Below are 26,566 nucleotides of genomic sequence, written 5' to 3' on the forward strand. Positions count from 1 at the left end.
TCATCAGACTACCTCCTGCAGCGTAGCGTGGGACCCGCCATGCAGTCGCCGAACCAGCCGCTCGCGCCATTCGATGAACGCAGGCGATGACTTCACCGCGCGTGCATCGCGCGATTCGAGAAACTGCCGCGCGAACGGCAACGCGTGGCTCTCGGCGATCCGGCCAGGACCCGGTGTCATCAGAACCAGCCGCGTCGCCAGGAACAACGCTTCTTCCACGCTATGCGTGATGAAGAAAATAGTCTTGCGGGTGCGGCCCCATACATCGAGCACGAGCTCCTGCATGGTCTCGCGCGTAAGTGCGTCAAGCGCGCCCATCGGTTCATCCATCAGCAGGACCTGCGGATCGCTCGCAAGCGCGCGTGCGATTCCAACACGTTGCTGCATGCCGCCCGAAAGCGCGTAGACTCGCGCATCCGCATGTTTTTCCAGACCGACGAGGGCCAGCGTTTCACGCGCTATCTCACGACGCCGCGTGCGGCCCACACCCTGAAAACGAAGTCCGAGCGCGACGTTATCAATCACATCGAGCCACGGCATCAACGCATATTTCTGAAACACGACACCGCGTTCGGCACCGGGCCCGACGATCGGTTCACCGTTCAGCCGCGCCTCGCCAGCAGTCGGATCGATGAAACCGGCGAGGCAGTTCAGCAGCGTTGTCTTGCCGCATCCGGAGGCGCCAAGCGCAACCACGAACTCGCCACTGTCGATCTGCAGATCGACGCCCTCCAGAGCGGCCGTCGCCGCGCCCTCATAGGTCACGCCGAGGCCGCGAATGTCCAGCGTGCTCATCGCAATGCTTGCTGTACGAAACGTGGGTCGACGCCGACCGAATAGTCAGGCAGCAGGTTCTGGATCGTGCCCTGCGCCTTCAGGAAGGCCGCAGTGGCCGCCAACGACTTCGCGGCGCCCGACTGAGCACCACCGCCAAGCCAGGCCGGTGAAGCCTGTTCGGTGAGTGTCGGGAAGGCGTAAAGCGCGAGACTGGCAGGCACGTCGGCAGCGGTCGCGCCCGATTCCTTCGCCACATCCTCGACTTCCTTCGACCCGGCTGTCCAGGCAGATTTGTGATCGCGATACTGGGCGTCGGTGGCGGCGAGCACCTTGACCAGACCCGTCACGAATGCATCGTTATCCTGCGCAAACTTGCGGCTGACAGCGAAACCGTCGAAGGTTGCCTTGCCGGTTTCCTTCGCGACTTCACCCGATGTAATCAGCACCTTGCCGTTCTTCTTGACCTTCGCCAGCACCGGGTCCCAGATATAGGTGGCGTCAATGTCACCGCGTTCCCACGCTGCAGCCACTTCAGGTGGCCGCAGGTTCAGGATCTTCACCGTAGACGGATCGACGCCGGCATTTTGCAACGCGACAAGTGCGTGGAAGTGAGAGGTGGAGACGAACGGCAGACCGATTTTCTTGCCCTTGAGATCGCTTATCCTGGTCACGCCGGAGCCGTCACGGGCAACGAGCGCTTCGGCGTCGTTGATGTTGTCGAGGATCCAGAACAGGGAGATGTCCACCCCTTGCGAGAGGCCGGCCGCGATCGGGCTGGAACCGGCTTCACCCAGTTGAATGGAACCGGATGCCAGCGCGCGGATCACATCGGCGCCGCTGCCAAGCTTGCGATACGTCACCTTATAGCCGGTCGCTTTTTCCACTGCGCCGCTCACTTGAGCGTAACGCCACGGTACGACCATGTCCTGGTAACCGATCACGACTTCACGCGACTGCGCGTGAGCGGCACTCGCGGCCACGGCGAAGAGTGCAACACCGGCGCACGCGCGCAGGGAGGAGAGAAAGCGTTTCATCGGAAGCCCCGGTTCAAGTGTGTCTCATGAGAGGCTTTCGACTATAAGCAATCCGCGCGCAAGCGGTTAGAAGCATTCGTGCGTTGCAAATGACGTCGCTCAAGCGTTGCTTTGCACGTTGTGCCGGAAGTATCGAGCCCGCGCTTTACGCGGTCCTCAGCCGTTTTTCGAACGTGCGCGTGAGCCACGAAATTGGATAGCAGTAGGCGAAGAAGATCACGAGCGTCGCGACGTAGGTCAGCACCGTAAAGCTGCTGCGCGCGACCGTGCTGCTGGCGATCTGCGCGGTGTCGAGCAGGTCATGAATGCCCACCAGCGACGACAACGCGGTGCCCATGGTGATGATGGCGTACACGTTCATCCATGGTGGCAACATGCGGCGAACGCATTGCGGCACGACTATTTTCAGCAGGATTTGCGAACGGGAAAACGCGAGCGAAGCCGCCGCTTCCCACTGCGCTGAAGGAATGGAAGCAACCGCGCCGCGAAATACTTCCGCTATGTTCGCGCTGGCTGGCAGAGCAAGCCCGAGCATCACCTTTAGCCAGTCCGGGAACGGTACGGTAGTGCCGAAAACGTGGATCTCGAAGGGGAACACGTAGGTTGTGAAGTAGATCAGCACGAGCCATGGGGCGTTGCGAAACGCGACAATCCACAGTCTTGCCAACCGCCCGGCGAAGGATTTAGACATCGCCAGGGCACCCGCAAGCAGGCCGATCAATGTCCCTATAAAAATCGCGCCGATACTGATAAGCACGTTCATCGCAAAGCCGTGGGCCAGCGCCGGAGCCCATTCTGCGAGACGTGCCAGCGTCTCGCCGCGCGAGCCTGCTTCGGGCGCGAGTGACCACAAAGTGGCGCCCACCGCGACAATGCCAAGCACGGCATAGATGCCGGGCGGCAAGCGCGTGCCAGCGAGCTTGCCCGTGGCTGACGCAGAATCAGTAGCCATAACCCGGAATCCTGTAACGACGTTCAAGCCAGCGGCCGGCCAGCGTGACCAGCCAGGTGAGCACGCCGAAGAACGCGAGAATCAGCAGCATTAAAGCGAGCACGTTGTCGCGCTGGGTCCAGATCATGATGGACTGGTAGGTGACATCGCCCACGGCGATAGCCGATGCCACCGCCGACGCTTTCACCAGTTCCACCATGTTGTTGACGAGCGCAGGCAGCGCCGCGCGTAACGCGAGCGGCAGCTCGATGCGCCAGAAACGCGCGGCACGGCTGAAACCGAGCGAGGCCGCACCTTCAAGCGTTTGAGAGGGCAGTGCGTCGAAGCCGGCGCGCAACGCTTCGGCGTGAAATGCGGCTTTATGCAGCGACAGTACAAGTACGACCCAGAAGAACGGCTTGAACGGGTTATCGATACCGCGTGCATGCAGCCATTGCGTGATCAGCATGTTCAGCACGAGAAACGCGCAGTAGAGCTGTACGAGCGTGGGTGTATTGCGGGTGATTTCGATGAAACCGCGCGCCAGTCCGGAAACCAGCCGGTTGCGGCCGCGCAGTGCGAGCAGCAACACGAGCCCTGCAACGGCGCTGGCCGTCATGGTCGAAACAATGATCTCGATGCTCACGCCCAGACCCTGCACGAACGGCACGCGCTCGTAGTCGTCGAGCAGGAAGCGGTAGTCGAGCCCAAGACGCGCTGTTGCCGTGACGAAGCCGTGCAGCAGCGTGTCCATGCTAGTTCTCCACGGGCAATTGCCGATGCCATTCAGCCAGTGCGGGCGACGGCGGGTTGAGCCCGTTCTTCGCCTCGGTTGCAATAAGCCAGCCGTTGCGATGCAGGTCGCGCACGAATGTATCGAGTTTGGCGGCGGTATCGTGTTCGCCCTGACGCACCCAGATCACCGACGGTGCGGGTTCCAGCTCAGGCTGCAGGACGCGATAGTCATGCCACTCGGGGTCACTCTGCAGCAGCGGATAAAGCAGTGGCGCAGCGTCATGGACGGCTGCGATGCAACTACCGCCGCGCAGCGCCAGCAGCGACTGGGAGGCGCCCGGAAAGGCGCGCGGGATCGCGCCGTAGCGTTCCACTATCGGGCGGATGTAACTGCTGCCCTGCGAAATGCAAACCGGCTTGCCGCGCAGATCTTCCCAGCGCGTAATACCGCTTGTTTTAAGCGTGATTGCCGTTCCGCCAACGCGATAGTAGGGCGTGGGCACATGGTCCAGCATCTCGCCGCGCTGGGCGTTGTACTCCATGTTTGCGATCAGGATGTCGACCTTGCCCTGCTGAAGAAACTGAACCCGTGTGGAGGGCAACACGGACACCAACTGCACCTTCACGCCCAACCTTTTACCGAGTTCGTTAGCCAGGTCAACATTAAAACCACGCGGCTGTTGCGTCGCGGGATCGAGTGAACCGAACGGACTGCCGCCGATCAACACACCCACGGTGAGTTCATGGCGGGAGTTGATTTTGTCCAGGGTCGCGTCCGCGTGTGCAGTCAGGGAAAAGGCCATGGCCGATGCCAGCACGACGGATCTAAGCAGGCAGCGGAAGTTCGTCAGGATCATAGCGGTGAATAGCGGCAGAAGAGCCCAATAGAATAGGTAAGCGCCCGCGCGTCGCCAAGGAAGCGAAACTGCTAAGCAAATCATAAGACCGGTGGATTAAGGACTTAGAAAAGTACGCAGGGAGTAGTTGCATTCGGGGGCATCTCTAGCATCTTTAGCAAGGAGGCTGCTATCGATTCGACGAATGCTTGGTTATCGAAAAGCGGCATGGTTCTTAGAATCTTCGCTCCAGCATGCTTTCGTGCGCTTGAGAAGGAACCCCGCGATGACACAGTTGATTCTTTCGAAACGCGCCGTCAGGGCCCTTGTAAAAACTTCTGTGGAGGTCGCATGAGTCTGCTGGCGCTTGCGCTCGATCCGCTTCAGGAAGCTTCATCGCTTGGCCTTGCGCCGGCACGATCGGGCGTCGACGGGAGCGCTGATCCAGTGCTGGTTTCATTGCGCGATGTCCACCTCTCTTACGGCGCAGTGCCGGTGCTCAAAGGTATCGATCTGCGCGTGCGGCGAGGCGAGGCCGTCTCCATCATCGGGCCGTCCGGCTCAGGTAAGTCGACGCTCTTGCGTGTGATCAACGGCCTTATCTCGCCGCAGCAGGGCGACGTGCATGTCGACGGAATCGATGTCCGCGCGCAGCGCACCGACGCGCAGAAAATAGCGCTGCGCAAGCGCATTGGGTTTGTGTTCCAGCAATACAACCTGTTCCCGCACTTGAACGTGCTCGCCAACCTGACCATCGCGCCCATGAGCGTGCTCGGACGCAGTCGCGCCGAAGCCGAGCACGACGCGCACGCTCTGCTGGCGAAGGTGCGCCTGGCTGACAAGGCCAATGCATACCCGGGCGAGCTGTCCGGAGGCCAGCAGCAGCGTGTCGCTATTGCGCGGACACTTGCCATGCGCCCGGACCTGATCCTCTTCGATGAAGTGACGTCTGCGCTGGATCCGGAAACAGTGGGCGAAGTGCTCACGGTGATTGGCGAACTCGTCGACGACGGCCAGACCTGTGTGCTGGTCACGCATGAAATGCGTTTCGCCGAAGATGTCAGCGATGAAGTGTTTTTCACGGAGGGTGGCTTGATTGTCGAGCACGGCGCACCGTCGCAAATCTTCGCCGCACCGGAGAACGAACGCACACGCCTGTTTCTTCAACGCGCACGCGGCGAGGACCGGCGCGCATTGCGCAAACGCTCGCGAAGCGGTGCCGCTCTCGCTTTGGCCGGCACCTGACTCCTGCAAAACTTTTACGACCCTATCCCGACATGACCGCAACCTCCGCACCCGATCAGATTGGCGAACGCCAGGCCGCTGTTGCCGCATTGCTGGACCATGTACGTCATATTGTGGCGAAGCAGGGCGTGACCCGCGCTGCGCTCGATGCTATCAGCGAGCGCCTGCAGGCGCTCGCCGCGCATCACGCCGAGTTGTTCACTGCAGGGGATTTCCCGCCGCCGCAAGCAGGCAGCGGCGATACGTCGACGCGATACAGGCTGAATCCCGGCGAGGACGGGTTCGCGCTTTATCTCAACTCGCTGCTGCCCGGCAAGACTACTATTCCGCATAACCACGATACGTGGGCAGTCATCGCGGCGCTCGATGGCGAGGAACTGAATCGTGTCTATAAGCGTACCGACGACGGTACGGACCCCGAACGCGCCACGCTCGATCTCGAGCGGGAAGTCGTGGTGCGTCCGGGTACCTCGATCGCGTTCCTGCCTGAAGACATTCATAGCATCCACGTGACGGGTGCAACACCCACCTTGCATTTTCATCTCTATGGGCGGCCGCTGGAAACCCTCTCTGGCCGCCTCGGATATGAACTCGATACCGGGCGTGTAGTGCGCTACAACACGACCCATCTGCACAGTGGCACGCAGGCGGTTGGCTGATGAGTCCGCCCCTGCTGCGTAAAGCGACGCGCCTGATGCGTGCCGGTGCGCCTGCGTTCATCGATGGCGCCGCACCGGTCAATGTACCGGTCGAACGCACGAGCACGGTTCGTTTCGAGAACACGTTGAGCCACGCGGCGCTTCATAAACGGCGCGAGGCCGGTGAGGCCATCAGCACGTATGGACGGCATGGCACGCAGACACACCGGGCGCTGGAAGCGGCTATCGGGGAACTGGAAGGGGGGCGTGATGTGCTGCTTGCGCCTTCAGGTTTGTCGGCAATCTCACTGGTGTTCATCGGCTTGTTGTCGCCGGGGGATCACGTGCTGGTTCACGACGGTGTCTATGGCCCCTTGCGCGAACGGATCGAACCGCTGCTTACGCGGCTGGGTGTTGCATTCAGCTATTTCAGCGCAGCCGATGGCTTGCCGCATAAGTTGCTTCAAGCCAATACGCGACTGATTTACGCAGAGTCGCCGAGTTCGTTTCTATACGAGATCATCGATCTCCCCGCACTTGCGGATTTTGCTCACGAGCAAGGGGTCCTGCTCGCCGCGGATAACACGTGGGGCGCGGGCTTGCTCTATCAACCGCTCGCGCTGGGCGCGGATGTCTCCATCCAGGCTGTCACCAAGTATCTCGGCGGACACTCGGACTTGATGCAAGGTGCGGTATCAACCGCCGATGCAGCCATCGGGCAGCGCTTAAGAGAGGCCCACGACGCGTTGGGCTTAAGCGTCAGCGCCGACGATGCCTATCTTGCATTGCGCGGCATCCGTACGCTCCCCGTACGCCTTGCACAACACGCACGCGGCGCGTTTGCCGTCGCGTCGTATCTGCAACGTGTGCGCCAGGTCACGCGCATCTTCCATCCGGCGCTGGCCACCGATCCCGGACACGCATTGTGGTCGCGCGATTTCCACGGCGCGAACGGGCTTGTCTCGTTCGCCTTGCGTGACGCCGATACTAGCCACGCTGCTGCTTTCATCGATCAGTTGCGCCTATTCAGCATTGGCGCGTCATGGGGCGGTTATGAAAGCCTTGCGCTGATCGCACCGCCACGGCGTTTGCGTTCCCATAGTTATTGGCAGGGACAGGAAGCCGTGATCCGGTTGCATATTGGGCTGGAGGATGCGGACGATCTAATCCTCGACCTTGCACAAGCGTTTCGCAGCGTGCTGTCCTGAACGCTGTCCACCTCTTTTTCCTGCCCTTCTCCAATGACCTCAATCCTAAACGATGTGGCTTACGTCGATGCATCCATTGTCCGCGCATGGCTTAACGATGAAGCCGAAATCGCCCTGCTCGATGTCCGCGAAGCCGGGCAGTTCGGTGAAGGGCATCCGTTCTTCGCGATCCCGTTGCCTTATAGCCGGCTGGAAATTGATGCGCCCCGGATGGTGCCGAGACCCGACACGCGAATCGTCTTGCTCGACGACGGCGAAGGTATCGCGGCACTCGCTGCCCGTCGCCTGGGAGCGCTCGGTTACACGAAAGTCTCCGTACTGCGTGACGGCGCCAGCGGCTGGCTGGCGGCGGGTTATACGTTATTTAAAGGCGTAAATCTGCCATCGAAGACCTTTGGCGAACTCGTTGAACACGCGTATGGCACACCGCATCTATCGCCGGAAGAGCTTGCGGTTCTGATCGAAGAAGGACGCGCTCATGCGTTGTTCGACGGACGGACGCTCGATGAGCATCGAAAGATGACGATCCCAGGTGCTATTCCCGTGCCGAACGGCGAGCTGGCGTATCGGATCGGAACGCTTGTAGCCGACCCCGCCACACCGATCGTGATTCATTGTGCAGGGCGCACGCGCAGCATTATCGGTGCTCAGACCTTGCGCAACCTTGGCGTGCCGAATCCGGTGATCGCGCTGGAGAATGGCACGCAAGGCTGGGCGCTCGCGGGACTCAAGCTCGAACATGGCAGTGAGCGCCGCTACCCGGAGGGTTTGAACGAAGCGGCGGTCGCTGACGCGCAAACGCGCGCGGCCAAGCTTGCTGCGCGCTTCCACGTTGCAACGCTCGATGCTTCCGCCGCGCAAGAATGGCTCGATGATCCGCACCGGACGACCTTCCTGATCGATGTCCGTACGCCGGAAGAGTTCGCGCAGGACGGCCTGCCGAGTGCCGTCCACGCGCCGGGAGGGCAATTAGTACAGGCAACTGACCAGACCATTGGCGTGCGGCGTGCCCGCGTGCTGCTGGTTGATTACGACGGCGTGCGCGCTCCTGTGATTGCTACATGGCTCGTGCAGTTGGGCTTCGATGCCGCGTTGATCGATGCCCCCAATGCAACTACGCTGCAACGCGTCAGGCAGATTGCATCGGCACAATCGTCCTTGCCGCTGCTCGATACAGCCGGTTTGCGCGAAGCCGCAACGGGCCATGTGTTGCTGCTGGATTTGCGATCGAGCACAGCCTACCGGCGGGAACATGCTGCTGGTGCGCACTGGTCGATTCGTCCGCAACTCGCGAAAACGCTCGCCGCGCTCAAGGCGACACCGGGCGACACGCTGCTGCTATTCGCGGATGAACCTGCGATAGCGGACATTGCCGCAACCGACTTGCGCGAGTTGGGTTTCACGTCGCTTTATCTCGCCGCGAATGGAATCGATACCTGGAAGAAAGCGGGCTTGCCGCTGGCATCGACGCCCGATGTTCCCGCCGATGCAGCGCGTATCGACTATCTGTTCTTTGTCCACGATCGTCACGATGGCAACCTCGACGCCGCTCGCCAGTATCTCGACTGGGAGACCGGTCTGATCGCGCAATGCGCACCTGATGAACTCGCTGTTTTTCGTATCGATGCACCCGCCACGGAAAGTCCCAGCCAATGAGATTTCGCTTCGCCGCCTTCTTAAGCTTTACCTTGACCGCGCTTGCACTCTCGCAAGCCGTTCACGCCGATGCCACCCTCGACCGGATCAAGTCACGCGGCACACTCACCGTCGGGGTCGTGCTCGACGGCACCTACGGTTCACTCGACCCGCAGACTCGCGAGCCTGTCGGCTACAACGTCGAACTTGCGCAGGACCTTGCCAGACGACTCGGCGTGAAATTTGAAGTGGTGGAAGTCACGCCTCCGAACCGCGTGCAATTCCTTCAGCAGGGCAAGGTCGATGCGCTGATCGCGAGCATGCAGTACACGAAAGAGCGCGACGAGATACTGAGTTACGTGCCTACGCCCTTCGAGGAGATCGGTGGCTCGGCCATGGTTCACAAGGGGTCGGGTATTCACGACTGGAGCGATCTGCGCGGGAAGCCTGTCTGTGTCTCGCAAGGCAGCAACTACACGCGTCCGCTGATTGAACAATACGGGGCACAGGTCAAGGGTTTCAAGGGCATGCCCGAAGCATTGCTGGCGTTGCGCGGCGGGACGTGCGTGGCGTCGGTCCATGTTACGCCCGGCATCCAGGCCCGGCTCGCCAGCACCTCTGGCGAGTGGCAGGACTATGAGTCACCGATGCCTGACCAACTGATTCCTTCACCGTCGGTGATCTGGGTGCGCAAGGGTGAGACGGACACCGTGGCGGCGCTGGACAAGATTGTGAAGGAGTGGCACCGAAGCGGTTTTCTCATCGATGAAGGCAATAAGTGGCACATGCCTCCCTCAAAGCAATTGCTCGCGTGGCATCGGGAATATTCGTCCAAGTGAAATAAAGCAGCACCAGGCACAAACGTGCATGCATCTGACAGATATAACCCGGTCCGCTTGGAGAGCGCATAGTCCGGGCCCAACGGCAAGCACACCTTCCCGGCCCTTCCGTAAAAAGCGTCTAAGCAAAGGTGAATTGCTTGGTTGCCAGCGCGCGCGTCCCTTTTCAATATCTCGACCATCCCTCCATTTCCTGATCAACCCGCGCAATGACAACCACAGCCGCCAATCCCGATGCAAACGCGCTCGACGCGCTGCGCCTGCTAGGCCCCGACCCTGATAACTGGGTGCCGGACCGCGCGGGTATCGACCACAACGTCGTGATCGTTGGCGGCGGACAGACCGGCGCCGCGTTTGCGTTCGCGCTGCGGCGCGCGGGTATCGGCAAGGTGTCGGTGATCGATGCGGCAGCCGACGAAGCGAGTGCGGGCGTCTGGCTCAACCGGGCGCGCATGAACAAATTGCGTACGCCGAAGACGCTGACGGGGCCGGAACTCAGCGTGGCGGGATTGAGCTTCCAGGCATGGTTCGAAGCGCGTTGGGGCGCGGCGGCCTATGCGGATATCGACCGGATTCCTCGCGTGCGCTGGGCCGAATATCTTGGGTGGTATCGACACTTCCTGAAGATTCCGATTCGTTATGCCACGCGTCTCACGCGGATTGAACCGGTGGACTCGCACTTCCGGTTGCGCCTGCTGAACGCGGAGGGTGACGAGCATGTCGAGACGGCACGCAAGGTCATCCTGTGCAACGGCGTAGCGGGTAATGGCGCTGCACAGATACCGGCTGTGCTATACGAGAACCTGCCGCGCTCGCTCTACGCACATACCTCCGAGCCTATCGATTTCACTGCACTGCGTGGCAAAGCGGTGGCGGTGATCGGCGGTGCGGCGTCCGCTTTCGACGCCGCTGCTACGGCACTCGAAGCGGGCGCCGGGCAGGTGCATCTCTTTGTGCGCCGCCCCGCGATTCCCGCCGTGCCTATCACGCGTACCCGAGCGTACCCCGGTGCGTACGACAACTACCCGCAGTTACCGGACGCCTTGCGCTGGCGTCAGGCATTGCGCTTCCGGCGGGCAGGTTCAACGCCTCCGGTCGACGCAGTGGGGCGCGTGACGAAGCATCCGAACTTTCATCTGCATCTTGGCGCGGTTTGGAGTCACACAAGCGCGGAGGGCGGGCATATTGCGGCCCAGGTAGGCAACGAGCACTTCCGGTTCGACTTTGCAATCGCGGGTACCGGCTATCTTGTCGACCCGGCTGTGCGTCCTGAGCTTTCAGCATTATCGAAAGACATCCTGCTGTGGCGCGACCGATATGTCCCCGCGGATAGCGAGCGCGATGACTATCTCGGTGCTCATCCCTACCTTGGTGCAGCGCTCGAGTATCTGGAGAAAATCCCCGGAACGGCGCCGTATCTCGCGAACCTTCACGTCTACAACCCTGCGGGCCTCGTCAGCTCCGGTGTGCCGGTAGGCGACGTGCCGAGCATGAAGCGCGATATCCCGGCGGTGGTGAGCCGGATCAGCCGCGATCTGTTTCTTGCCGATCTCGATCGCCACGAGGAACGCCTGAATGGCGAGGTGCCTCCCGACTTCAACGAGACGCTCTATGCGCATAGTGTGTGGCAAGGAGAGAAGGCCGATATCGTCTGAACGTTCATGCAATCGATAAAGCACGTGGCCTCATAAACATATCGCAAACGAATAATTGTTAAGCGGTCGAAGCGTCGCTAGTCTTAGCGTTTGTAGCGAGATAACGCGTTTTCGAAAATCCGGCTCCAGTGCGTGTGCACAGGTTTTTTCAACGTAACGAGGGCCTTCCCCATCATGTCCGGCACTCCTCATTTCGATCCAGCCTCCGGACACCCCAGCGTCGGGTTCCAGCCGCATGCGGCGAGCACCCGGACGCAACCGGCCCGCGTGAGCGCGGCGTCTTCGAGCGAGGCGGGCAAGAGCCTGTTGCCCGCATGGCTGGCAGCACTGGCATGGCTCGCCAGCGCCGGCTTGACGCGCTGGTGGCCTGACGCGGACGAGTGGCCCTACACCGGTCATCTGCTGGTCCTCAAGCTGGTGCTCGCGGTGACGGCGTTGCTGATAGGTGTGGCAGCGCGCAGAAGCCTCCTGGCGCGCCAGGCCGATGCGCCTCAATCACGCGCTGAACGCTGGCTTGCGGCCATGCCCTGGCTCGTTGCGCTCGCGGTGGCGGTGACGGCGTGGGAAGTACTCACCGCGAAACTCGAATGGCTGCCTCGGCCGTTTTTTGCTCCCCCTCAAGCACTGATCGCCGTTTATTTCGATGACTTCCCCCGCCTCGGATCAAGCGTCGCCCATTCTTTCGGATTGCTTGCTTATGGTTATGTGATCGGAGCGATAGTGGGCTTTGTGACAGGAGTCGGGATCGGCTGGTCGCGAGCAGTGGGGTACTGGCTGCATCCGGTATTGCGGCTGATCGGTCCGTTGCCGGCTACCGCCTGGTTACCGCTGGCGTTCTTTTTCTTTCCGTCGAGCTTTAGCGCCAGCGTGTTCCTGATTGCGCTCGCCACCGGCTTTCCCGTGGCGGTGCTTACGTGGTCGGGCGTGGCCGGCGTCAACAGCGCGTTCTACGACATCGCCCGGACGCTTGGCGCACGGCCCGGTTTTCTGATCCTGAAGGTTGCGATACCGGCGGCGTTGCCGTCCGTATTCGTCGGACTTTTCATGGGACTGGGGGCGTCGTTTTCCGTGCTGATCGTGGCGGAGATGATGGGTGTGAAAGCCGGGCTCGGCTGGTATTTGCAATGGGCGCAGGGATGGGCGGCTTACTCGAACATGTACGCGGCGTTGCTGGTCATGGCGCTCATGTGCTCGGGCCTGATCACGTTGCTGTTCCGCTTTAGAGACCGGTTACTTGCCTGGCAGAAGGGGTTGTTGAAATGGTAAGCACGCAAGGTGTTGCGCAATCGGCGCAATCGGCGCAATCGGCGCAAGCCGCGCAGCCGGCATTCAAGGCCGCGGCAACCGGCGCGCGTATCGACGTCAGCGACGTGAGTCATCGGTTCTCGCTGCACGGCGCGGCGCTGCCGGTTCTCGACGATGTCAGCTTCTCGGTTGCACCGGGTGAGTTCGTCGCATTGCTCGGGCCCAGCGGTTGTGGCAAGTCGACCTTGCTCAGGCTCGTGGCCGGACTCGATGCCCCTGCGGTTGGCACGGTGTCGTCGAACGGGGTGGCTATACGCGGTCCGGACCCGTCGCGGGTCGTGGTGTTTCAGGATCCGACGTTGTATCCGTGGCGCACGGTACGCGCCAATGTTGGCCTTGGACCCGAGGCGCAGCGCAGACGGCGGCGGTTTCCGTGGAGCCGGGCTCGCTCGGTCGAGTCTCTTCCCGATGGCGAGCGTTCGGCGGAACAGCGTATAGACGCCGCGTTGCAACTGGTCGGTCTGACCGACTTCGCGGCCGCCTACCCGCATCAGTTGTCCGGAGGCATGGCGCAGCGTGTTGCGCTGGCGCGCGCGCTTGTCAACGATCCCGAGTTGCTTGTACTCGATGAGCCGTTCGGCAAGCTGGACTCTCTCACCCGGCTGCGGATGCAAGGCGAGCTGGTGAAGTTGTGGCTGGACGCGCGCTTCTCCGTGCTGCTTGTGACACACGATGTGGAAGAGGCGTTGTTCCTTGCAAACCGGGTGATTGTTTTCAGTGAGCGACCGGCAAGGGTGACTGCGGAAGTGCGCAATGACGCGCCGTATCCGCGGCATCGAGACGATCCCAAGCTGGTTGAACTCAGGCGCGAAGTGCTTGCGTTACTTGGTCTGGTTGCTTGAGGTGGCAAGTGAGTTTCCTGATCAAAATCACACAGACAAAATATCAATAACGAACGACCCGTGGAGAATGTTTGATGAATCGTCCTGATGCCGATGATGGCGAAAAAGCCGTCGTGCCGGAGAATATTTCGCGCCGCGCGTGGCTGCGCAAGACCGCATGGACTGCTGGTGCGGCGGCACTTGGCGGGGCATCGTTTGGTCTTGCAGGATTGCCTGCCCGTGCCGACGACAGCCGGTTGAAACAGTTGAAGTTATCGTGGAATGCCGGTGCGATTTGTACGGCGCCGGTACCGGTGGCGGTCAAGCAGGGCTTCTTTGCCAAGCGTGGCCTGGACGTTGAGCTGATCAACTTCGCTGGGTCCACGGACCAGTTGCTCGAAGCCATTGCAACCGGCAAGTCGGATGCGGGCGTTGGCATGGCGTTGCGCTGGATCAAGCCGCTGGAACAGGGTTTCGACGTCAAGCTTACTGCCGGCATTCACGGTGGCTGCATGCGCTTGCTCGCGACGCGCAGTTCGGGAATTGTCGATCTGCCCGGCTTGCGCGGCAAGATAGTGGGCGTGAGCGACATGGCGAGTCCGGCCAAGAACTTCTTTGCTATCACGCTGAAGAAGATCGGCATTGATCCGGATAACGAAGTTCAGTGGCGTCAGTATCCCGCCAACTTGCTGGGCGAGGCATTGAAGAAGGGCGAGATCCACGCGATAGCGGACGGCGATCCGACCATCTGGATGCTGCGGGAATCGGACCATCTCTATGAGGTGTCGAACAACCTGTGCGGTGAGTATCAGACGCGCGTGTGCTGCGTGCTTGGCGTGCGTGGGACGCTGGTGAGGAAAGATCGTGCGACGGCGCAGGCATTGACGCAGGCTTTGCTCGACGCAACTGAATGGACGGCGAACCATCCTGCGGAAGCGGCGACTATCTTTGCGCAGTACGCGCCGCAAGCTGACGTGGCGCAGCTGACCGCCATGCTCAAGAGTCACACGGATCATCATCATCCGACGGGGGATGCGTTCAAGAAGGAGATTGCGCTGTACGCGGACGACTTGAAGACCGTGGGTGTGTTGAATGGCAGCACGGATTCGAGCCACTTTGCTAATCGGGTGTTCTCGGATGTGTTGGTTTAGAGATTGGTTTTTCGCTCGCGCCGGTGGACGGTTTTTTGGGGGGCGGTTGGGGTTGGTCCGGGTTCCTATGGTTAGTGGTCGGGGTTGATGTTGGGGGGGCTGCTTTCGGCGTTAGTGGTCGGGGTCAATGCCGGGTTGTGCTTTCAGTGTTAGTGGTCTGCGTGAGTCGGATTTTCTCTTTATCACTGTTAGCCACTGTGCGTGGCGGCACGTCATTTCTTTGTCCAAAGCGACAAAGAAACGAAGCAAAGAAAACGCTTTTAAAACACGCTACCCTAAGTGTCCACAGCGTGCAGTTTTGATTCATAGGTGCCCCAAAAGCACGGTGCTCGCCAGAGCGAAGGATGTGTGAAACCCTCCTTCTCGCGAATCCTTACACGAACACGCTTCGCCCCGTACGCTCTCGGGCAAGCACGCTTGCTAAGGAACCCGCACGGCCTTACGGATATTTACGGCCGCGATTTTTTAACAGGTTAGCTACCTGGTTGTGCGACCGTATTCATTGGCCACAGCTTGATGCGTTTTGTGTTTACTGCTTCAGTTTTTGTGAATTGGCTGCGCGTTCTGTACGGCTATTTTCGTCGGTTACGGCCGCCCGCATCTTCGCGACCTCGTTTTCAGCAGGGTTGGCAACGTGGTTCGAGGCGCGTACATATTTGGAGGGAGGTTGTCCGCGGATAGCGCGGGGTGCCCCTTGGGCAGGTTCAATCACTGGTGGCGAAGCGTGTGGGTATCGGTGTTCGGAGAAGGAGGGTTTCACACATCCGTGGCTCTGGCGAGCACCGTGCTTTTGGGGCACCTATGAATAGAAACTGCACGCTGTGGACACTTAGGGTAGCGTGTTTTAAAAGCGCTTTCTTTGCTTCGTTTCTTTGTCGCTTTGGACAAAGAAATGACGTGCCGCCACGCACAGTGGCTAATAGTGATAAAGAGAAAATCCGACTCTCGCAGACCACCACGGCCGAAAGCACCAACCCGGCATTGACCCCGACCACTAACCCCAGAACCGACCACCCCGGCATAGACCCCGACCACTAACCATGGAACCCGAACCCAACCCCAACCGCCCCCCAAACCCCCAAAAACCGTCCACCGGCGCGAGCGAAAAACCCTAGACCTTCACCTCAAGAACCAGCCTAGCCAGAAGCCTGACCAAAGGCTCAAACAACTCCGCCGATGTATTCCCATACCCCAGCACGAGCCCATTATCCTCGGGCATGGGCTGCAGCGCAAAACCGGATAACGGCCCGGGCGCCATGCCGTGCCGCCGTGCCGCATCGGCAATCTCGCGGTCGGGATAGCACGCCGGCAACCGTACCGTTAAGTGCAAGCCACAATACCCACCCTCAATGACATGCGTCATAGGCAAGTGCCGGATCAACGCTTCTCTCAACGCATGCTGCCGGTCGCGATACAACCGCCGCATGCGGCCCAAATGCCGGCTGAACTGACCGCTTTCGATGAACTCGGCCAACGCAAGCTGTTCATAACGGTGACCGCCTCGCAGCATGTCGTCCAGCGGCGCACGCATCTGTGCCACCAGGGTCTCGGGCAAGACCAGAAACCCCAGGCGCAACGACGGAAACATCGTCTTGCTGAACGTGCCCACGTACAGCACGGGCGCCTGCGTCACCAATCCCTGCATGGCACCAATAGGCTCACCCGCGTGCCGGAATTCACTGTCGTAGTCGTCCTCGATGATCCACGCACCATGACGCTGAGCCTGCGCAATCAGCTCAAGCCGGCGCGCGACGGTCAGCACCGCGCCTGCGGGATATTGATGCGAAGGCGTCGTGTAGATCAGCCGTGGCGGCCGCGACTTCCAGTCGCTTTCATCGGCGATGAGACCATCGGCGTCAACGCGCATCGGCACCATGCGCAGGTCGCCCGCGCGCATCGCCGCCTTCGCTCCCCGATAACCCGGGTCTTCAATCCATGCCGTATCGCCGGCATTGGTCAGCAAGCGCACGCATAGCGAAAGCGCTTCTTGCGCCCCCTCGGTAATGACGACCTGAGCGGGTTCGCATCGCACACCCCGGGCGATACCCAGATGCCGCGCAATCGACGCACGCAATGCCGGCTCGCCCGGAGGGTCCCCATAACCAAGAGCCGATGACCCCGCGTTTCGAATGGCACGGTCGATTGCACGGCGCCACGCAGCCAGCGGGAAATGAGACAAGGCGGGAACACCCGGACGCAATGCAGCGTTCCCCTCGGCCGGTGGCGCGGTGGCCTGAATGCGCATCAGCCGCTGCGAGGTGGCCGGCGCAGCCGGGGCATTGCGCCTGCCTTGCGGCGGCGCCGGACGCGACAACGCCGCTACCCGCGTGCCCTGCCGGTCAGGCTGCACATACCCTTCTGCCGCCAGCAGGTCGTACGCGGCAGTCACCGTGTTGCGGGAGATCGCCAGCGCCTCAGCCAGCGCGCGCGAGCCCGGCAGGCGGCTTCCCGGCGCAATGTGGCCGCCGAGGATGGCTTCCTTGAATCGATGGTGCAACTGCCGCTGCATGGGTGCCGCGCCGGGACCTTTGGCGAGCGGAGCCTCAAGCAGGGTTTGCGGTACAGGCGACGAAGCAGCGGTTGTCATAAGCGCAATGGAGAAGTGCATGGCAGCAGGCGGAGCCATGAGCGTGGAGCCATGAAAAATACAGAATGTGGCACTTTCTAAGGTTCCATGATGCGCGTACGTTAGCACATGGCTTCACCCACGTTTTGCGTAAGCTCCTGCTCTACGACCGTCCCAAGCCGCAAGGAACCGTTATGCCCAGCACCTTGAATCAGTATCAGCAACCCGTTGGCGAGTCCGTGCCCCACTGGACTGCGCGGGTGCATCCGCCGCGCAATCCTGTCGAAGGACAGTATTGCCGGCTTGAGCCGCTCGAACCGCACCACGCAGCCGACCTCTTCACCGCCTTTAGCCAGGCCCCGGACGGCCGTGACTGGACCTACATGCCGGTAGGCCCGTTCGACGATGCAGCGAGCTATCGCGAGTATGTCGAACGGGCCGCAGTCAGTCCCGATCCCCAGCACTATGCGGTCATCGACCTGAAGAGGGGAACCGCGATCGGCACGTTGTCGCTGATGCGGATTGACCGGGCCAATGGGGTTATCGAAGTCGGCAACGTGGCGTTCTCGCCGTTGCTCAAACGTACGCCGATCTCGACGGAAGCCCAGTACCTGTTGATGAAACATGCGTTCGATGAACTCGGCTACCGCCGCTACGAATGGAAGTGCGACGCGTTGAACGCGCCTTCGCGACAAGCGGCTGCGCGGCTGGGTTTCCAGTTCGAGGGCATTTTCCGGCAGGCCGTGCTCTACAAGGGACGGACACGGGACACTGCGTGGTTCTCAATCGTCGACAGCGAATGGCCCACGGTGCGTGCCGCATTCGAACAATGGCTCGCGCCGGAGAACTTCGATGCAGAAGGGCAGCAGCGCAAGTCGCTGGCGGACCTGCGCGCTCAGCTATCCAAGGCAGCCTAAGCGAAGTTTTCTACTGCGGCTTTTGCGGGTTCCCGTTTGTAATCTTTGTGGGTATTGCGCGCGGTGCTGGCGCGCCGGATGATCAGGGCACTGCCCAAGCGCGCTCTTTTATTGCTCGGTTATTGAAGCACGCATGATGCACGCAAAGCCGTGCCGACGGATGTTTGATTGCTGCCGGCACGGTTCGGGTTTTCTTGCGCTTTCTCGCGCCGCGGCTACCACCCGCGACGCGTATTCACCTCTGACTTCATTCGCTGCTGGTCCACTCCACGTCCGCGCCGACCGAGCGCAGGTTTTCCACGAAGCGCGGATGCGCACGGCGGATCGGCAGCGCATTGATGATTTCCGAACGCCCCTTAATGCTCGCCGCAACCATCAGCAACGCAATCGCCACGCGAATGATGTACGGGCTCTCCACTTTCGCAGGACTCAAGGGCAGGCCGCCGAACGTGATCAGCCGATGCGGGTCGGACAGGAACACATGCGCGCCGAACTTCGATAGTTCAACCGACCATCCCATCGCGCCGTCGTAGACCTTGTTCCAGAACATGGCGCTGCCTTCGGCTTTCACGCCGAGCGCAATGAAGATGGGCAGCAGGTCAACTGGCAGATAAGGCCAGGGCGCGGCTTCCACCTTGGTGAGAATGTTCTGCGTGAACGGCCGGCGCACACGCAATGGACCGTCCTGGAACGCGCGCGACCAGCCGTCCCGATGCTCCACGGTCACACCGAACTTCGCGAAGGTCCGATCGATCAGCGGAAACTGGTCGGGTGCCGTATTCCTCACCGCGATGTCGCCACCGGTGATCGCACCGAGCGCGAGGAAGGTCGCTATTTCGTGGAAGTCCTCGCTGAAACGGAACTCGCCACCGCTCAACTTGCGGCCGCCCGTGACGCTCAAACGTGACGTGCCGATGCCATCGATTGGTACACCGAGCAGCGCGAGGAAACGGCAAAACTCCTGCACGTGCGGTTCCGATGCCGCGTTGACCAGCGTCGACGTACCGTTCGCCGCTGCCGCGCAGAGCGCGAAGTTTTCGGTGGTCGTGACCGAGGCATAGTCCAGCCAGTGATGATTCGCGGTCATCTGCTTGGCGGTTGAAGCGGTCCGCACGATGAGCGAGTCGGTCGTGCGTTCGATCTGTGCGCCAAAGCGTTCGAATACCTCGACATGCGGATCGATTTCGCGGACCCCCAGCGTGCAGCCCTTGACGTCGTTTTCCAGTCGCGCCACGCCGAAACGCGCGAGCAAAGGCGGCACCAGCATGATGGACGAGCGCATCTCCTCGGGCAAATGATGCGCGACGGGATCGAAGGTCGTTGCGTGATGATGCAGGTCGAGGATGCCGGTGGAAAAGTCCATCGACACGTTGCTGCCGAGCGTACGGAAAATATCGAGGATCTTCTTGACGTCGGTGATTTCAGGTACGCCGATGAGACGCAGCGGCTGATCGGTCAGCAGCGTGGCGCAAAGGATAGGGAGGACAGCGTTTTTATTGGCGGACGGCGTGATTTCCCCGCGTAGGGGGACGCCGCCATGGACGATCAGATTCGACATGTTCGCAAGAGGCTCGTGGAAGAAGCGAGGGAATAATGATGCCACCGTGTGATGCCCACGGGCGATGGTGTTGCTAATTTGCATAACGCCGGTACCAGCCTTGTACCGTGATTCGCCGAGACCCTTATCGACTTGCCAGCCGCTTCGAACACAGGTCTGGCGCGTCATGATCGAAATGCAAAGGGCTCCTGAAAATGCACAAACCGGCCTGCTTCATAGCTTGTGATTCAAGGCGCTTTGCGTTTCGGGGCCAGCAACATTGCCATACGGGTTCGGGCGAATGCCGGGTCGATCGGGGCATCGTCGAAAAGTAGACGATAGATGAGCGGAGCAACGACGTTATCCATTACGTTATTGATATCGGGCGGTGTTTCGCCTCGTTCGACCGCCCGGTCCAGGATCATCCGGATCTGCGAGCGCGTGATGGCCGCGCACTGGCAGGCGGGGCTGCGGGCATCGTTGCTTGCCAGTACATCGCGCGTCATGGCACGGCCGGGCGCCGACGACATCTCCTCCTGATATCCCTGCGCCCATGTTTCCAGATCGCTGCGCAGCGAGCCCGTGTCGGCCGGGCCGTTATCCGGATGAAAACGCTGCAGGGCGACATCGGCGAGCAGGGTCGGCAGGTCGCCCCAACGCCGGTAGATCGTGGACGGCGTCACCCCGGCGCGCGCCGCGACCTGCGGCACCGTCAGTTCCTCGCGCGGCATTTCGTCCAGCAACGTCTTGACTGCGTGGTGCACGGACTCCTGCACCCGCGCGCTACGTCCACCGGGTCGCAACCCTTCTCTTGCTGCCATTGCCTTTCCCTCTCCACCGTGTTCGCTTGTATCGATGAAACCCGTTAAAGCTAAAAAATTGCATTAACGAAAAATAACGCGCACAATCCGCTAAAGCAATTATTTTGCGTTTATTTTCCGGAGTGTGCAATGGCCATCGATAATGCCCCGCGTTTTACTCACGACAGGACACGTTACGCGCTGCCCCTTTACGGGTTTATCGCGGCAATGTTTTTTGCCGCATCGAGTGCGCCGACGCCGCTTTATCGGCTGTATCAGGAGGCATGGGGGTTCTCCTCGGCGACGCTGACACTGGTATTCGGCGTCTACGCATTCAGCCTGCTGGTTGCGCTGCTGACGACCGGGTCGCTCTCCGATCACATCGGCCGGCGTCCGGCGATTATCGGCGGGGTAGTGCTTGAGGTCGTGGCAATGCTGATTTTCGCCGATGCCCACAGCGTCCAGATGCTGATCCTGGCGCGTGTCCTTCAGGGCTTTGCAACCGGTACGGCCACGAGCGCGCTGGGTGCCGCGATTCTCGACGCAAGCCGTACGCGCGGTTCGCTGGTCAACACGCTTTCGCCGATGCTTGGCATGGGGGTGGGCGCGCTTGGCACGAGCTTGCTGATCGACTATGCGCCCGCGCCCATGCAGAGTGTCTACTTCTTGCTGATCGCGGCGTTCGTGCTTCAGGCGGTGGCCGTGTGGATGCTGCCGGAGACGGTGAGCCGCAGCCCGGGTACGCTGGCTTCGCTGCTGCCGCGCGTGCGCGTGCCCCGTGCGGCGCGGGCGGCGATGTTGCGCATCGCACCGGTCAACGTCGCGCTATGGGCGTTGGGCGGGTTCTATCTGTCGCTAGGGCCAACGCTTGCCCGCGCTGTGACAGGCAACGACGACGTCATGACGGGCGGCTGGGTCGTGTTTGCATTGACGGGTGGCGGTTTAGCCGCCGTGCTGCTGTTGCGCGCGTTGAGCACGCCCCGGTTGCTGATGACGGGCGCCGTGGTGCTTGCAGCCGGATTGTTGGTGACGCTGGCGGGAGTGCATGCAGACAATGCATGGATCTTTTTTGCCGGCACTGTCATGGCCGGCATGGGCTTTGGCTCGGCGTTTCAAGGCGCATTGCGCTCGGTCTTGCCGCTGGCTGAACCGCACGAACGCGCGGGGCTGATGGCAGCGTTCTACGTGCTGAGTTATCTGGCGTTCAGCGTGCCGGCGATTGTTGCAGGGACGATGGCCCATGTCGTCGGGTTGCGTCTGACCACCGATGTGTACGGCATGACGCTAGTGGCGCTGGCGGGGATGACCGTTGTTGCCAGCGGGTGGGGAAGGGGACGGCGGATGGTTGGCGGGTGAGGACCATGGCATGGAACGTGATTAAGCATCCCCATGCCACATAGCTGCGGAAAAACTGACTTGGTACATACATAGTTGAACGTCAGTGCCCACGAACCGTAATCGGTTGATCGCCCGGACGTGGAGGCCCAAGCGAAGTTCCTGAAATGCCGGTCATCGATTCAACGTGAAAGAGGTGCCTTATGCGTTGCATTCGCTGTACTCGCCAGAGTTGGACCAGCGAGTTGGAGCGTCTGCCTAGCGTCTTTTGCGATCTCGCGCGGCGTAAGGCCAAGCAGCCGGTTCATCCAGTGCGCCATGTGGCTCTGATGAGAAAACCCCGTTTCCAGCGCCACCTGGCTGGTACTAAGCTTGCCTTGCAACAGCAACGCCTTCGCGCGTTCGACGCGTCGCTGCACGACGTATCGATGCACCGGCATGCCGAGCGTTTCGCGAAACAGCACCTTGAAATGCGGCACGCTAAGCTGGGCCAACGCGGCGAGTTCGTCGAGCGTCAGGCGCTGATCCAGATTGCTTTCTATGAAGTCGATCACGCTTGTAGCCGTTCGCGGCGCCAACGTCCGCCTACGGCCTTCGAGTGTGGCGATGCCGCCGCCGGTGTCGGCCAGCCGGACTACCATCGCTGTGCAAAGGCTTTCTGCAAAGAGCGGATCGGACACGTCGCCGGCTTCGAGTTCCGCCTGCAGCGCCCACGCCAGATGCTGAAAACGCGGATCGCGCATCTGGAGTTGCGGACGAATCCCGGCAATGCCTGATTTCAGTTCGAGCTGCTCAAGCGTCTTGCGCGTGAACGACTCGCTGATCCAGATGCTGAGGATCGTACAGTCCGACTCGTCGGCCCATTGGCCTTCGAGTCCTGCGGGGATCACGTCGGCGTCACCATGCGCCTGAACACGTGCGTAGCGACGTTGCTCGCACATGCAGCGCGCCATCACAGGCGGGCCGACATGCACCCCGACGCGGTGATGCGGCATGGCCGGAATCCTGTGCATGCCCGCCGAAATTCCGAGCAGCGCCGCACCGAAGCCGTTCCAGCCTCGACCGCTGCTGGAGCGCAAATTAACGCGGGAGCCTGAAAGCGGCATGGGCAATGGTGTCACGGCATTCATGGCAGGTCCTCGCAGAGGTCGGCAAGCGACTATTGTGCTGGGTTTTGCGCCAATTTGCTCGATGCCGTCGCGAGCGTTATGGGTGTTATGGCCTGACCCGGCCGTCTCGCAGCAGTGCCGCAAAAACAATCATCCGTATCTGCGCATGTCGATCCTTCCCTGCGCGCCCGCAACGTTCAACCTCCCTACGATGACGACATCCAGGCCAACAAGGAGTCGAATGTGTTCGTGATATTCGGAGCATCAGGCAAAGTAGGGCGCGTGAGCGCTGCATCGCTTCGCAATGCGGGTCATGCGGTCAGGGCCGTGGTACGAAACGAATCTCAGGGCGAGCATCTTGCGCGGATGGGCTGCGAGATCGTGCTTGCCGATTTGATGAACCCGGCATCGGTCGCAAGAGCAATAGAGGGCGCGGACGCAGTACAGATCCTGTGTCCGGTCCCAGTGGGTGACGCACATCCCGGCAGCACGATGCGTCGCATGATTGACGTGGCATCCGATGCCTTGCGCGCCAATCCGCCACGGCATGTACTCGCGCTGTCCGACTATGGCGCGGAACTGGACCACGGCACGGGCATCACCTTGCTCTTTCATGCCCTTGAAAAGCAGTTGCAAACAGCGGTTCAAAACCTGACATTGTTGCGCGCGGCGGAACATATGCAGAACTGGGCGCGCGTGATACCTGTGGCGCTGGCGACCAGTAAGTTGCCGAGCCTGCATCATCCGTCGAGCAAGCGCTTTCCAATGGTGGCGGCACAGGACGTGGGCCTGTTAGCGGCAGAACTGCTGCTGGACGAGTCGCGCGGGAGTGGGTCGCGTGTGGTCAGCATTGAAGGTCCGCGGCGAGTCTGTGCGCTCGATGTCGCCCGCGCACTGAGCGATGCAAGCAGGCGTGAAATCAGCGCCTATGAAGTGCCGCGCAACGAATGGCCGGCCATGCTGCAGCGCGCCGGCCTTGGCGCGGATCATGCACAGCTCATTATCGACCTCTACGAAACGCACAACGCGGGCCGCATCGATGTGGAAGAGGGAATAGGCGAGCAGCGTTTCGGGACGACCGAATTTACCGAGGTGCTGGCTTCGATGCTGCCTGACGCCGCAGCGGTGGCTAGCTGAATGCGCCGCCCGACACAGCAGCAAGCGACGCACTCCGCGCATTCGCCAACGGTATCCGCAAGTCGCGCACGCCGTACTAAGCGCACGTGGCTTGCGATCATCATCGGGCTTGCCGGGGTGGTTGGCGGCTATCAGTTTCAACGCATATTAAGCGCTCTACCCGACAGCAACGACGATTTTATTTTCTTCTGATTGTCCGAGACCAGTACGCTGTCCTCACAGGTCCAGTACGACGGCTGACTCTTCACCCGAACCCATCCTCGCGGGTATGGCGCTGCAAATCAACGCATGTCCCGCCGGGATTTCCCCCTCGCACGCCACGGGATATGTCACGTCCCCAGACAACACGCGCGTCGCGCACGTGCCACATACTCCGGACCGGCAATTCGACGCAACCGTTACTCCGTTGGCCTCTGCAAAATCCAGCAGGCTTCCGTCTTCTTGCGACCATTGTGCGTCGCGATGCGTACGCATGAAAACTACCTTCGATGACCGCTCAGGGTCACGAGGCGCAACAGGCTTCGCTACCGTCGATGCCGGTGCAGCACTTTCTGTCCGCTTGACACTCGCCGGTCCGAAAGCCTCAAAGCGAATCCTGTCGTCGGCAATGTTGAGCGAGCGTAAGCCGCTGTACATATCCTGCATGAACGCGGCGGGGCCGCAGAGGTAAAAGTCGTAATCACCAAACGGCAACACGCTCTTGAGATATGCAATATCAACCCGTCCGGCGGATGAGTTCGCTCCGGGAACGACATCAGCCTGGCTCTCGCGAAGATGCACCGAAAGATGCGAGTGCGCTTGCTCAGCACCCCTGAGTTCTTCAGCGAACGGACGTTCCTCCGACCGGCGAGCACCATGGATAAAATGAATGTGCTCGGGTTGTGCGCGCCCGCTCGTGTCTGCGAGCAAGCTGTTCAGCATCGCGACCATTGGCGTAATGCCAATGCCGGCAGACAGCAGCACCACCGCGCGGCCACTCGTACGGTCAAGTACGAAAGCCCCGCCGGGCGCCTTCGCCTCGATCTCCATTCCTGCCGCGACGTTCTCATGCAGCCACGTCGACGCCGCACCCTCGCGTTTTACCGTGATCCGATAGTACCGGCCATCGTGGGCATTGGAGAGGGTATAGGTTCTGATCAACGGTGCTGCGAGTCCTGGAACGTGCAACCTGATCGGCAGGAACTGCCCGGGTTCGTATGCCGCATGCGTCGATCCATCAGCGGCTTGAAAATAGAACGACCGCATGCCGGGAGCCTCGTCGCTAACCTTGTAGACCTTTAACTTGCGCCACGCCCCCACGGCTGCCGGCGTAATCTCCACCTCTTTCCAGCTACCGGTTTTCACAAGTTGCGGGGCGTATTGCACGCCCGACCAGCGCATGGGCAACGCACGCGGAGTGCGACGCACCTCACGCACGTGCCAGCGGATCAAGCGCTCGGCGCCATCGAAGGAATCGAGTTCCGGACCCTCCCAAATGATCTCGGCATCCACGGCCAGATACAGCAAATCGCCGGTGTCGAAGTCGATCACCAGCAACCCCGCGCGCGGATCGTGCATCAGGTTGCCGATGGTATTGAAAAACAGATTGCCGCTGAAATCGGGCGTAGTCAGCGTGTTGTCATCGTCGATGCGAATAAACCCCGGCTTGCCCCCACGATGCGACGCGTCGGCGCCACGTCCCATCCCTGCTTCGCTCGATGTGTTCGCGCTGGCGACGAAGAACGTATCCGCCCGCGCAAGCAGCGCCCGGTCAGCATCGTTCAGACGATTTGAAACAAGCGGCGCTTCCGACGACCCTTCTCCCGCATTAAATTCGACAGGCGTACGGCTCTGGATGTACTTCGCACAATTGCCGAAGCTCTGGCTTACCGCAATGGTGATGGCTTGGTCGTCGATGGCGGTAATGACGCCGTTCACACGATTGCGCCGCCGAGTAGCGGGCTGAATGCCGAGTCCGCCCACGACCGATCCAACCTGCCACGTACGGCCAAGCGGATCGCCTGCCAGAGTTCGCCCGGCTATCCGCAACGTGCGTTCATCCGGCGTCGAGATAAAACCCGGCGCACCGACCCGCAGCGTGGCCCATGGTTGTCCCGTTTCATCGACTCCACCGAGCACCATGAACGGCTGTTCCGCAAAGAACAGGCGGTGTTGCTCAGGCATGTAGTCGCGAATCCCGCGACGTGCGTCGACGTCCATCCGTTCGCGCACGCCCGCCCGTTCCTGTGCGGCGAGTTCACTGGCATGGAACGGCGATTCCATGGCCCGCCAGCCCGAAGGCGGCGCGGCAACAGGAGCGGGTGCGGGAGAGGACATGATGTTCTCGGTATCGGAGAGAAGCGTGTGCAGCATGGA

The 26,566-nt window shown here is 61.0% G+C and carries 22 protein-coding genes; 12 read left to right on the forward strand and 10 right to left on the reverse strand.

Annotation, left to right across the window (positions count from 1 at the left end; translation table 11 throughout):
* Nucleotides 1–3 precede the first annotated feature (3 nt).
* The 5 genes from ACSQ36_RS37430 to ACSQ36_RS37450 all read right to left on the reverse strand — a co-directional run bounded on the left by ACSQ36_RS37430 (nucleotide 4) and on the right by ACSQ36_RS37450 (nucleotide 4,280).
* Nucleotides 4–795, reverse strand: coding sequence for a taurine ABC transporter ATP-binding protein (locus ACSQ36_RS37430; RefSeq protein ID WP_436186004.1), 792 nt, complete (start codon nucleotides 793–795; stop codon nucleotides 4–6).
* Nucleotides 792–1,811: a taurine ABC transporter substrate-binding protein gene (gene tauA, locus ACSQ36_RS37435; protein WP_436186005.1), complete on the reverse strand. Its 1,020-nt coding sequence runs from the start codon at nucleotides 1,809–1,811 to the stop codon at nucleotides 792–794. The genes ACSQ36_RS37430 and tauA overlap by 4 nt, the downstream gene beginning before the upstream one ends.
* A 145-nt stretch (nucleotides 1,812–1,956) precedes the next feature.
* Complete coding sequence (locus tag ACSQ36_RS37440) at nucleotides 1,957–2,763, reverse strand: amino acid ABC transporter permease (protein WP_436186006.1); 807 nt, start codon at nucleotides 2,761–2,763, stop codon at nucleotides 1,957–1,959.
* Nucleotides 2,753–3,496, reverse strand: coding sequence for an ABC transporter permease subunit (locus tag ACSQ36_RS37445; protein ID WP_436186007.1), 744 nt, complete (start codon nucleotides 3,494–3,496; stop codon nucleotides 2,753–2,755). The genes ACSQ36_RS37440 and ACSQ36_RS37445 overlap by 11 nt, the downstream gene beginning before the upstream one ends.
* A gap of 1 nt (nucleotide 3,497) precedes the next feature.
* Nucleotides 3,498–4,280, reverse strand: a complete 783-nt coding sequence (locus ACSQ36_RS37450) for a transporter substrate-binding domain-containing protein (RefSeq protein ID WP_436186008.1) — start codon at nucleotides 4,278–4,280, stop codon at nucleotides 3,498–3,500.
* A 384-nt stretch (nucleotides 4,281–4,664) separates the two neighbouring features.
* On the opposite strand from ACSQ36_RS37450, the gene ACSQ36_RS37455 reads away from it, so the two are divergent.
* The 9 genes from ACSQ36_RS37455 (at nucleotide 4,665) to ACSQ36_RS37495 (ending at nucleotide 14,810) form a co-directional block, all read left to right on the forward strand.
* Complete coding sequence (locus ACSQ36_RS37455) at nucleotides 4,665–5,558, forward strand: amino acid ABC transporter ATP-binding protein (protein ID WP_436186009.1); 894 nt, start codon at nucleotides 4,665–4,667, stop codon at nucleotides 5,556–5,558.
* A gap of 32 nt (nucleotides 5,559–5,590) precedes the next feature.
* Complete coding sequence (locus ACSQ36_RS37460; protein ID WP_436186010.1) at nucleotides 5,591–6,217, forward strand: cysteine dioxygenase; 627 nt, start codon at nucleotides 5,591–5,593, stop codon at nucleotides 6,215–6,217.
* Nucleotides 6,217–7,404: a cystathionine beta-lyase gene (gene metC, locus ACSQ36_RS37465; RefSeq protein ID WP_436186011.1), complete on the forward strand. Its 1,188-nt coding sequence runs from the start codon at nucleotides 6,217–6,219 to the stop codon at nucleotides 7,402–7,404. Before ACSQ36_RS37460 ends, metC begins: the two co-directional genes overlap by 1 nt.
* 33 nt (nucleotides 7,405–7,437) lie before the next feature.
* The gene (locus tag ACSQ36_RS37470) at nucleotides 7,438–9,060 is read left to right on the forward strand and encodes a rhodanese-like domain-containing protein (RefSeq protein ID WP_436186012.1); all 1,623 of its coding nucleotides are present in this window, start codon (nucleotides 7,438–7,440) and stop codon (nucleotides 9,058–9,060) included.
* Nucleotides 9,057–9,878, forward strand: coding sequence for a transporter substrate-binding domain-containing protein (locus ACSQ36_RS37475; protein WP_436186013.1), 822 nt, complete (start codon nucleotides 9,057–9,059; stop codon nucleotides 9,876–9,878). The genes ACSQ36_RS37470 and ACSQ36_RS37475 overlap by 4 nt, the downstream gene beginning before the upstream one ends.
* Nucleotides 9,879–10,087: 209 nt before the next feature.
* Nucleotides 10,088–11,533 carry an NAD(P)-binding domain-containing protein gene (locus ACSQ36_RS37480; RefSeq protein ID WP_436186014.1) on the forward strand — a complete coding sequence of 482 codons (1,446 nt, stop codon included), beginning with the start codon at nucleotides 10,088–10,090 and terminating at the stop codon, nucleotides 11,531–11,533.
* A 174-nt stretch (nucleotides 11,534–11,707) separates the two neighbouring features.
* Nucleotides 11,708–12,799 (forward strand): ABC transporter permease, encoded by a 1,092-nt coding sequence (locus ACSQ36_RS37485; RefSeq protein WP_436186015.1) that lies wholly within the window; start codon nucleotides 11,708–11,710, stop codon nucleotides 12,797–12,799.
* A complete protein-coding gene (locus tag ACSQ36_RS37490) occupies nucleotides 12,793–13,680 on the forward strand; it encodes an ABC transporter ATP-binding protein (RefSeq protein WP_436186016.1) in 888 nt (295 codons plus the stop codon). The genes ACSQ36_RS37485 and ACSQ36_RS37490 overlap by 7 nt, the downstream gene beginning before the upstream one ends.
* 74 nt (nucleotides 13,681–13,754) lie before the next feature.
* Nucleotides 13,755–14,810: an ABC transporter substrate-binding protein gene (locus tag ACSQ36_RS37495; protein ID WP_436186017.1), complete on the forward strand. Its 1,056-nt coding sequence runs from the start codon at nucleotides 13,755–13,757 to the stop codon at nucleotides 14,808–14,810.
* 1,111 nt (nucleotides 14,811–15,921) lie between these two features.
* Here the strand turns inward: ACSQ36_RS37495 and ACSQ36_RS37500 are convergent.
* A complete protein-coding gene (locus tag ACSQ36_RS37500) occupies nucleotides 15,922–17,397 on the reverse strand; it encodes a PLP-dependent aminotransferase family protein (protein WP_436186464.1) in 1,476 nt (491 codons plus the stop codon).
* Nucleotides 17,398–17,570: 173 nt separating this feature from the next.
* Here ACSQ36_RS37500 and ACSQ36_RS37505 point away from each other — a divergent pair, with 173 nt between their 5' ends.
* On the forward strand, nucleotides 17,571–18,293 hold the full coding sequence (locus ACSQ36_RS37505) for a GNAT family N-acetyltransferase (protein ID WP_436186018.1): 723 nt from the start codon (nucleotides 17,571–17,573) through the stop codon (nucleotides 18,291–18,293).
* Between the two features lie 247 nt (nucleotides 18,294–18,540).
* Here ACSQ36_RS37505 and ACSQ36_RS37510 read toward each other — a convergent pair whose 3' ends face one another.
* Nucleotides 18,541–19,851 (reverse strand): UDP-N-acetylglucosamine 1-carboxyvinyltransferase, encoded by a 1,311-nt coding sequence (locus tag ACSQ36_RS37510; protein WP_436186019.1) that lies wholly within the window; start codon nucleotides 19,849–19,851, stop codon nucleotides 18,541–18,543.
* Nucleotides 19,852–20,078: 227 nt separating this feature from the next.
* Nucleotides 20,079–20,651, reverse strand: coding sequence for a TetR/AcrR family transcriptional regulator C-terminal ligand-binding domain-containing protein (locus ACSQ36_RS37515; protein ID WP_436186020.1), 573 nt, complete (start codon nucleotides 20,649–20,651; stop codon nucleotides 20,079–20,081).
* Between the two features lie 129 nt (nucleotides 20,652–20,780).
* Between ACSQ36_RS37515 and ACSQ36_RS37520 the strand changes: the two genes are divergently transcribed.
* Nucleotides 20,781–21,986, forward strand: coding sequence for an MFS transporter (locus tag ACSQ36_RS37520; RefSeq protein ID WP_436186021.1), 1,206 nt, complete (start codon nucleotides 20,781–20,783; stop codon nucleotides 21,984–21,986).
* Between the two features lie 161 nt (nucleotides 21,987–22,147).
* On the opposite strand, the gene ACSQ36_RS37525 is transcribed toward ACSQ36_RS37520, so the two are convergent.
* Entirely contained in the window at nucleotides 22,148–23,095 is a 948-nt protein-coding gene (locus tag ACSQ36_RS37525) for a helix-turn-helix domain-containing protein (protein ID WP_436186022.1), read from the reverse strand.
* 222 nt (nucleotides 23,096–23,317) lie between these two features.
* Between ACSQ36_RS37525 and ACSQ36_RS37530 the strand changes: the two genes are divergently transcribed.
* Nucleotides 23,318–24,211, forward strand: coding sequence for an NAD(P)H-binding protein (locus tag ACSQ36_RS37530; protein ID WP_436186465.1), 894 nt, complete (start codon nucleotides 23,318–23,320; stop codon nucleotides 24,209–24,211).
* Between the two features lie 216 nt (nucleotides 24,212–24,427).
* On the opposite strand, the gene ACSQ36_RS37535 is transcribed toward ACSQ36_RS37530, so the two are convergent.
* Nucleotides 24,428–26,563 carry a 2Fe-2S iron-sulfur cluster-binding protein gene (locus ACSQ36_RS37535; RefSeq protein WP_436186023.1) on the reverse strand — a complete coding sequence of 712 codons (2,136 nt, stop codon included), beginning with the start codon at nucleotides 26,561–26,563 and terminating at the stop codon, nucleotides 24,428–24,430.
* Nucleotides 26,564–26,566: the final 3 nt, after the last annotated feature.

It is taken from the genome of Caballeronia sp. LjRoot34 (assembly GCF_964253815.1).
GTDB lineage: Bacteria > Pseudomonadota > Gammaproteobacteria > Burkholderiales > Burkholderiaceae > Caballeronia.